Below are 8561 nucleotides of genomic sequence, written 5' to 3'. Positions count from 1 at the left end.
CGACGAAGTACTGCTGGATGTCGCCCATCATGCGCAGGGCGAATTCCGTGCTGAAGATGCAGGTGTTCTGCGCCTGGTCTTCCTTGAGAATGTCCGCCTGTACGGTGCCGCGCACGTTAGCCAGGGTGAACGTCTTGATACGCGCGTAGGTTTCCGCGTCGACCACTTCCTCACCCGAGATACCGAGCAGGCCGAGGCCGAGACCGTTGTTGCCCTCGGGCAAGCCGCCGGTATACGTCGGGCGGTTGCCGTCCGGATACAGCTGCGCGATACGTGCCTTGGCGGCATCCCAGCGGGACGGCTCCTCGTTGAGGTACTTCTCGACGTTCTGGTCGATCGCCGTGTTCATGAACATGGCGAGGATGATCGGCGCGGGGCCGTTGATCGTCATCGACACGGACGTGGACGGTGCCGACAGGTCGAAGCCGGAATACAGCTTCTTCATGTCGTCGAGCGTGGCGATGGAAACGCCTGAATTACCGATCTTGCCGTAGATATCCGGGCGCGGTGCCGGATCTTCGCCGTACAGCGTGACCGAGTCGAACGCCGTGGACAGGCGTGCGGCGGCGCCACCCAGCGAGAGGTAATGAAAACGACGGTTAGTACGTTCCGGAGTGCCCTCGCCCGCGAACATGCGGGTGGGGTCCTCACCTGCGCGGCGATACGGGAACACGCCGCCGGTGTACGGGTAGTAGCCCGGGAGGTTCTCGCGCATGAGGAAGGAGAGCAGCTCGCCCCAGTCCTTCGTCTTCGGCGGCGACACCTTGGGAATCTTCTGGTGACTCAGCGAGGTACGGTAGTTTTCGACGCGGATGACCTTATCGCGCACCTGGTATTCGGTGAACTCGTCAGTGACCGAGGCGTAGCGCGACGGCCACTCGCGCAGCAGCGCGATGGCTTCGCTGGTCAGCTCGCGCACGGCTTCGTTGTAGCGCTGGCGGAGGGTCGACAAGGAGCGGTCACCCTCCACGCTCAACGCATCGTGGTCGTAGAGATCGAACGCACGCGGCAGGGCCGCGTCGCCGATGTCCTTCAACGATTCAAAGTAATGCTGAGCCTTGCTCGCCGCCTCGGCCTGCTTCGCAATGCCGCTGTTTACGCCACGGCCCTGCTCGGCGATCTCGGCGAGATAACGCACGCGGTTACCGGGAATCAGCACGGTGGCGCGCGGCTCGCGCAGCGTCGTGTCGATATCCGGCGTCCACGCAGCCTCGGGCAGCGAGAGCTTGCCGCGCATCAGGCGACAGAGATTGGCGAACATCCAGGTGACACCCGGATCGTTGAACTGGCTGGCGATGGTCGGATAGACCGGAACGTTCTCATCGGCCAGCTGGAACGCGACGCGGTTGCGCTTCCACTGTTTGCGTACGTCGCGCAGCGCATCTTCGGCGCCGCGCTTGTCGAACTTGTTGAGCACCACGAGCTCGGCGAAGTCGAGCATGTCGATCTTCTCGAGCTGGCTCGCCGCGCCGTATTCGCTGGTCATCACATAGACCGGGAAATCGACGAGGTCGACGATCTCCGAGTCGCTCTGGCCGATACCGGCGGTTTCGACGATCACCAGGTCGTACGCCTGCGACTTCAGGAAGTCGATGCAGTCGTGCAGCACGATGGACGTCGCCGCGTGTTGGCGGCGGGTGGCCATGGAGCGCATGTACACGCGCGGGCTGCGCAGCGAATTCATGCGGATGCGATCGCCGAGCAAGGCACCGCCGCTACGGCGACGCGTCGGATCCACGGCAAGCACGGCAATGCGGATCTGCGGAAACGCGTGCAGGAAACGCAGCAGCAGCTCGTCGACCACGCTGGATTTGCCGGCGCCGCCGGTGCCGGTCAGGCCAAGGACGGGTGTCTTGTTGCCAGCCAGCTGCCATTCCTTGCGCAGGCGGGCGAGCTCGGTTTCCGGGAGGAGGTCCTCCTCGATCGCCGAGAGCATGGCGCCAATGGAGATTTCATCCTCGACGGACGCTGATACCGGCACCGCTTCCACGCGCTGGCTGGTCGCGGCACGCGTGCGCGACATCACGTCTTCGATCATCTCGGTCAGGCCGAGCTTCATGCCGTCGTTCGGATGGTAGATACGCTCCACGCCATAGGCCTGGAGTTCGCGGATTTCTTCCGGCGTGATCGTGCCGCCGCCGCCGCCGAACACACGAATATGGCCGGCGCCACGCTCGCGCAGCATGTCGACCATGTACTTGAAGTACTCCACGTGGCCGCCCTGGTAGGACGACAAGGCGATGGCGTCGGCATCCTCCTGCAGGGCCGCACGCACCACGTCTTCCACCGAGCGGTTATGCCCCAGGTGAATCACCTCGGCGCCCTGGCTCTGGATGATGCGACGCATGATGTTGATCGCTGCGTCGTGTCCGTCGAACAGGCTCGCCGCCGTGACGAAGCGCAACGGCGTCCCCTCCGCGTCGGTATGGCTGGCGGGAATGTGCTTGGGCTGCGAGCTCATGGAAACTCCGGGGAAGGATCGACTGCGGTGGGGAACCGGCCAATTCTAACGCCGGGGGCGACGCGGGCCCTGCTGCAGTGCAGCGAACCCGCCCGCTTGTCAGCTCACGCCAGTCCGGCGGAGTACGTGCTCGCACGGTGCGTCGTGATGCCCGCCCGCTGCTCGTGCCCGAGCGGAAGTTCCGAGTTCACGATAAACACCTGCGGCCGCGTATTGGGGCCGGTGAGCTGCATCAGCACCCGTTCACCGAGACTGCCCTCGTGATGCCGGATTTCGTTGGCCAGCGTGGCCGACATCGGCGGCTCGGCCGCTTGTTCAGGGTCGTCCCACAGATCGCCGACGCGGTGGAAATGCTCCTGGTCGATCTCGACCCACACACCGATGTGATAGTCGTCCTTGCGTCCCTGCACGGGTAACGGCAGGGTCGCTCTCAGGAAGAAGCGTTCGTCGTCGATCACGCAGGCATCGTCGCTCTCATAGACGTCGAGCGAACGTTCGTCGTTGGGCATGTCGAAAATGGCATCGGGCCGGCCGTAGCTGAGTTCCAGCTCGTCTTCCTCGTGCGTCGCTCCACAGATCGCGCAGGTAGCTGTCATGGGACCGCTCCGTGAGGTAGACGCCGATGGTAGCTCAGCTGACCGCGGCGCCACCGAGAAAGGCGAGCGCCGCCGTCATGACCCCTTCATCGTCGACGATACGGCGATGCCCCAGCCGCCGCGTCTTCAGCAAAACGGCTCCCGGCCACAGGCGGGCATACAGTTCGCCCTCCTCCACCGGTACGTCGCGGTCCGCCATGTCGTGGATAATCAGCGCGGGTTGCGTGCGTTGCGGCGCGTGCCTGCCCACGTGCAGGGCCTCGATGGTTATCCCGGTGCGCGCCGCCAGCACACGATGCAGCGGTTCGCGAAGATGCTCCGCGAGGCGCACGAAGCGGGCGAAACGACGTGTTGCCGCCATCGGGTCCGCCGCCGGCGCGATCAGCACCACGCGCTTCGCGCTCCAGCCCTCGCCCAGTGCCAGGGTGACCGCTGCCCCACCCAGTGAATGCGCGACCACCCCTTCCGCATCCCCATAGTGGCGGCCGATTGCCGCCACGGTGCGGGCAAAGTCCGGCAGGGTGCACAGTGTCCCGCCGCTATGTCCGTGCCCCGGCTGGTCGAAGGAAACCGCCGCCCAGCCCCGGGCAAGAAGCTGCGGCGCCCAGTTCTCCCAACGCAGGCCCAGGCTCGACCAACCATGCGCCAGCAGCACATAAGGCTGGGTGGACGGGTCTCCCCAGACGTAAGTGGCGATGGACTGGCCAGCGACCTCGACGCTCTCCTGTCGAGCCGACATCGAGACCACCGCATGCGCGGCCCGCTGGCGACTGCTCGGCAGCGGTGTCTGGAAAACCCGGGCGGCGTGAGCCACCGTGCGGACGGGCGCCACGCGGCTACCGAAACGGTAGGCCACACGGATGCCCAGCAGGGTGGCGACAGTGCGCACGCCGAAACGGCGGGGTGGCTTCATGGGCAGGGGGACCAGATAGCTTGAGGAGAGGGGTAAGCTTTCGCGAAGCTGAATACTACCGCGCGGGGCCGGTCAACCCGTCGCAAGGAAGCCGCGTTCTGGCGCACGAATCCGCATTCGCGGACGTCCCGAGGAGAGATCGCATATGACGACCCTGACCCGCAAACTCGTTGCCCTGGCGGCCCTAGGCCTGGCCGCGGGTGCCGCAAGTTACACCCCGCCCGCCGCCGCACGGGAATACGTAGAGGTCACCGTCGGCACCCGTCCGCCACCGCCGCGCTTCGAGCGCGTCCCGCCGCCGCGCGCCGGGTACGCCTGGGCACCCGGTTACTGGAACTGGTACGGCGGCCGCTACGTCTGGGTCGGTGGGCGCTGGAACGCCTACCGCCCGGGTTACGTCTACCGCCCGCCGGTCTGGCGTCCTTATGGCCGGGGCTATCGCATCCAGCGTGAGACTTGGGTCCGGGACCCGCATTGGCATCGCTGAAACGCCCGGTTGCTGCGCCGCACCTACACGGACGCCAACAACGGTTTAAACTAGGCAGCTGACACGACATCTCGCCCCCGCCCACCGGCCGGGGCGATTTTTTTGGACGGTCCTTATCGACTCGTGATCCCCATCACGGGTCTTCACCTAGAAGCGCGGTGCTGCTGCCGCTTGTAACTGGAGTTTGCGTTCGATGATTTTCGAAACCATCGCCAACACGGGCCACGAAGAAGTCGTCTTCTGCCATAACAAAGACGCCGGCCTGAAGGCCATCATCGCGATCCACAATACGGTGCTCGGCCCGTCGCTTGGCGGCCTGCGCATGTGGCCGTACAAGACCGAGCAGGATGCGGTCAACGACGTGCTCCGCCTGTCGCGCGGCATGACCTACAAGAATGCGGTGGCCGGCCTGAACCTGGGTGGCGGCAAGGCCGTGATCATCGGCGATCCCTCCAAGGACAAGTCCGAAGCGCTGTTCCGCGCCTTCGGCCGTTTCGTCAATTCGCTCAACGGCCGTTACATCACGGCTGAAGACGTCGGTATCGACGTCAACGACATGGAATACGTCTACCGTGAAACCGAGTACGTCACCGGCGTGCACCAGGTCCACGGCGGTTCGGGCGATCCCTCGCCGTTCACCGCGTTCGGTACGCTGCAGGGTCTGATGGCCGCGCTGCAGACCAAGTACGGCAACGAAGACGTGGGCAAGTACAGCTACGCCGTGCAGGGCTGCGGCCACGTGGGCAGCGAGTTCATCAAGCTACTTCGCGAGCAGGGCGCCAAGGTGTTCGTCACCGACATCAACAAGGACGCTGTCCAGCGCTGCGTCGACGAACTCGGCTGCGAAGCCGTCGGCCTCGACGAAATCTACGACGTCGATGCCGACGTCTACAGCCCCTGCGCCCTGGGCGGCACGATCAACGAGCAGACCATCGATCGCATCAAGGCGAAGATCATCTGCGGTGCGGCCAACAACCAGCTGGCCACCGACGCGATCGGCGACGAACTCGCCCGCCGCGGCGTGATCTACGCACCGGACTATGCCGTCAACGCCGGCGGCGTGATGAACGTCTCGCTGGAAATCGACGGCTACAACCGCGAGCGCGCCATGCGCATGATGCGCACGATCTACTACAACGTCGGTCGCATCTTCGAGATCTCCGCCCGCGACAACATCCCGACCTACAAGGCCGCGGATCGCATGGCGGAAGAGCGTATCAGCGCGATCGGCAAGATCCGCCTGCCGCACATGGGCAACGGCGCGCCGCGCTTCCAGGGTCGTATGCGCGGGCAGTAATCGCTACGCGTAATAGGCACCGAGAAAGCCGCCGGGGTGATCCGGCGGCTTTTTCCGTTGTGGGACTACGACCTTAGGCTGATCGCATCGCCACGAGAATCGCGCCAACGTTTCGCACAGCAGAGGAACAACGCGATCACTGAGGATGGAACCCATGACATCACGCCAAGATGCCGCCACCGGCGGCCGGAGCGACGCCGACCTGGACCCTGCTTTCGGCGAAAAAGGCAAGGCCGTCGTGCCCTTCCCCCAAGGCTATGACGCCGCAGACCTCTGGGACATGCTTGTGCGGCCTGACGGCTCAATCTTCGTCGCGCTGGGTTGCGGAAAGTTCACCCAAAACCTTGGCATGGCCAAGCTAACTCCCGATGGGCAAATCGACCAGGCATTCGGCAACAACGGCTTTCAGATCGACCCGGAGAGAAACGGAATCTCTTTCATCAACCTCAAGTTACTGCCCGATAACCGCATGTTGGCCCGCTACAGGACGGGCTACGACGGTATTCGAACCGTTATGCGATTGACCGATCGCGTCATGATCGATGCCTCATTTGCCGACCTGGGCGTTCTGCCGCTCGAGTTCAATGGTTACCAGTTGCTCGATGTCGACATGATTCCCCTGGAAGACGGCGGCCTCGTCCTCGTCGGCGCGGCGCGGCGCGATGGCCTCGTCCAGGGCGCAATGATGGTGCGTCTGGACAAGATGGGGCAGCTCGACCCTGCACTCGGTGGGGACGGCTTCGTACACGTCGCATTCGATGCTCAGTCTTCGCGAGATTCGATCTCCGGGGTCGTCCAAGGGGATCGCTACGTTCTTGCCGGAAGGAGCAACGGAAAGGCCGTTATCCGCAGATATTTGCCCGACGGAACGCTCGACCAGACCTTCGGCATCCATGGCCAATACGTTGCGCCGACCGGCGTTGCTCCGGCGGAGTTCACCGATATTCTGATCGCCGACGGTGGCGGCTTCGTCGGCATTGGATACCTCCGCCAGCCACATCCTTACGGCTTCCTGGTAGGTGTCGACACGAATGGCCGACCGGACAGTCACTTCGCGAACGGCGAGGCGGTCTATCTGAGCGAGAAGGGCAGCTCGTATCTGAATCAGGGTACGTTCGATGAACAGGGAAGAATCGTCGTATCCGGGCTGTTCGGAAACCGCAATGACGGCGGGCTTGTTCTTGCCGCGCGCTACATGGCAAGCGGCGCATTGGATACCTCGTTCGGCGACAACGGCATCATCGCCGTTGGCGAACCTATGCGCCGGCTCTTCCCGCGTGGGCTCGCCATCCAGGGTGGACAGGGCGTCCTCCTGGCAGCGCAGGTTGGCGGCGTCGAAAGTGGGCCGGTGCTAGATGAATTTGGCCTTGTAGCTCGCATTCCTCAGGAATAACCACGGAGCGGCGAGGGGTTCGCCGACGGCAGGTGGGGAGAAGCTCCGACAGCATGTCATGGGGGCGAAACGGAGACTGGGCACGCCCGTTAGGGCACCACCTCCCGACGTAAAGGATTACCCATGAAGTGTTTCATCCCCTGCGCCGCCCTGCTGCTCGCGCTCATCCCTGTCGCATCGTTTGCCGCATCCGATGCAGTCGCGTCATACACCGATCACAACCTCGTGGTCGAGAAAGGCGGCTCCAGCCGTTTCGTCGCCATTGAGCCCATCTACGCGGAACTTTCGGAAACCTGTAGTGCAAAGGGCGGATCCATCGAAAGCATCCAGTACGAGTTCACCGACCTGTGGGGCGGCTCGCATCCGCTCACGCGCGTAAAGGCAACCGCCGTGTGCCGCGTGACAGATAACTACTAAGCACCCGTCTTTGCGAGAGAAGGCAGCACGAACGCGCTGCCTTCTCTCTCTCGCTCGGCAAGCACTACGCAAAACAGGCAACGGAAGCGTCATCGGCGTGATTCAGCGGTTCTTTACGATGGCATGCCTACAACGTTCGGCCGACCTGCCCCGCAGCCAGACGACGACACGCCGGCGTACGATGAAACCGGCGATACGTCCGGCGACTTTCGACGCCATGGATGCGCGATCGCCGCAGAGAACATGCTGAGGTAAGTGTCATGTCGGATCGCGAGAACGGGAAGGTCAAGTGGTTCAACGACGCCAAGGGATTCGGTTTCATCGAGCGCGAAAGCGGCACCGATGTATTCGTTCATTTCAAGGACATCCTGGTGGACGGATTCAAGTCCCTGGCCGAGGGCGACAAGGTCTCATTCAGGGTCAAACAGGGACAGAAGGGCCTGCAGGCGGAGGAAGTGCAGAAGATCTGAACAGGGAGGGCACGCATCCGTGCGCTCCGTTTCTCATCCATCACAGGATCGTTGGAGGATGCGAATCATGAAGAAGGACGAACAACGCGAGTCCGAAGCCGGCATGGGCGGTGTTGCCTTGTGGCCAACTTTCTACTTCGAAGCAGAGGCCAGGGTCGCTGCTCGTGAGAAGCAACGGCGGCCTCGCCTACGGGTCGGGCTCAAGGCAGCCGACCGGGTGTCATTCGATATCGGAGACGGCGTGGATGGGCCGCCGTACGCGACTAACGTGCGTGTGATCGAGCCAGACTGATGCCGGCCCCGATCCGACCTTAGCGAGCGGCGGCCACCAGCACCGGCTGCGCGACGTGGTTCGCCGGCGAAGCGACGAAGGCGCCGAGCATCAGCAGGCAGGTCAGGGCACCCGCGACGAAGAAGGTCTTCAGCATGGCGGTTTCGAATTTCATGGTCGTTCTCCTTGGACGAGAATGAGGCGGGGTCGTAATTACCGATGCATCGGGCGTGCCAAGGGCCGGAATGGCCTGCAG

Annotated in this window: 10 protein-coding genes; 6 read left to right on the top strand and 4 right to left on the bottom strand. The window is 63.6% G+C overall.

Annotated elements, in window-relative coordinates:
* The 3 genes from AC1DSN_RS14390 to AC1DSN_RS14380 all read right to left on the bottom strand — a co-directional run.
* Positions 1-2461 (bottom strand): methylmalonyl-CoA mutase family protein (locus AC1DSN_RS14390; RefSeq protein ID WP_477331285.1); only part of this gene is annotated, 2461 nt, incomplete at its 3' end.
* Between the two features lie 104 nt (positions 2462-2565).
* Positions 2566-3057, bottom strand: coding sequence for a DUF2199 domain-containing protein (locus AC1DSN_RS14385; RefSeq protein ID WP_063574113.1), 492 nt, complete (start codon positions 3055-3057; stop codon positions 2566-2568).
* Between the two features lie 34 nt (positions 3058-3091).
* Entirely contained in the window at positions 3092-3970 is an 879-nt protein-coding gene (locus AC1DSN_RS14380; protein WP_477331283.1) for an alpha/beta hydrolase, read from the bottom strand.
* 145 nt (positions 3971-4115) lie between these two features.
* Between AC1DSN_RS14380 and AC1DSN_RS14375 the strand changes: the two genes are divergently transcribed.
* From AC1DSN_RS14375 to AC1DSN_RS14350, 6 genes are all read left to right on the top strand, one after another.
* Positions 4116-4457, top strand: coding sequence for a YXWGXW repeat-containing protein (locus tag AC1DSN_RS14375; protein ID WP_063572338.1), 342 nt, complete (start codon positions 4116-4118; stop codon positions 4455-4457).
* Positions 4458-4650: 193 nt separating this feature from the next.
* Complete coding sequence (locus AC1DSN_RS14370) at positions 4651-5754, top strand: Glu/Leu/Phe/Val dehydrogenase dimerization domain-containing protein (RefSeq protein ID WP_063572337.1); 1104 nt, start codon at positions 4651-4653, stop codon at positions 5752-5754.
* Positions 5755-5908: 154 nt separating this feature from the next.
* Positions 5909-7147, top strand: coding sequence for a delta-60 repeat domain-containing protein (locus tag AC1DSN_RS14365; RefSeq protein ID WP_477331280.1), 1239 nt, complete (start codon positions 5909-5911; stop codon positions 7145-7147).
* Positions 7148-7270: 123 nt separating this feature from the next.
* Complete coding sequence (locus AC1DSN_RS14360; protein ID WP_213948452.1) at positions 7271-7564, top strand: hypothetical protein; 294 nt, start codon at positions 7271-7273, stop codon at positions 7562-7564.
* A gap of 260 nt (positions 7565-7824) precedes the next feature.
* Positions 7825-8034, top strand: coding sequence for a cold-shock protein (locus AC1DSN_RS14355; protein WP_477295022.1), 210 nt, complete (start codon positions 7825-7827; stop codon positions 8032-8034).
* Positions 8035-8101: 67 nt separating this feature from the next.
* Positions 8102-8326, top strand: a complete 225-nt coding sequence (locus AC1DSN_RS14350; RefSeq protein ID WP_477295020.1) for a hypothetical protein — start codon at positions 8102-8104, stop codon at positions 8324-8326.
* A gap of 19 nt (positions 8327-8345) precedes the next feature.
* Here AC1DSN_RS14350 and AC1DSN_RS14345 read toward each other — a convergent pair whose 3' ends face one another.
* Positions 8346-8480: a hypothetical protein gene (locus AC1DSN_RS14345; protein WP_255548477.1), complete on the bottom strand. Its 135-nt coding sequence runs from the start codon at positions 8478-8480 to the stop codon at positions 8346-8348.
* Positions 8481-8561 lie beyond the last annotated feature (81 nt).

This window comes from Luteibacter sp. P4_D7_3 (assembly GCF_056401735.1).
The sequence above is the reverse complement of the archived record's forward strand: the minus strand, read 5'-3'. Positions and strand labels throughout refer to the sequence as shown.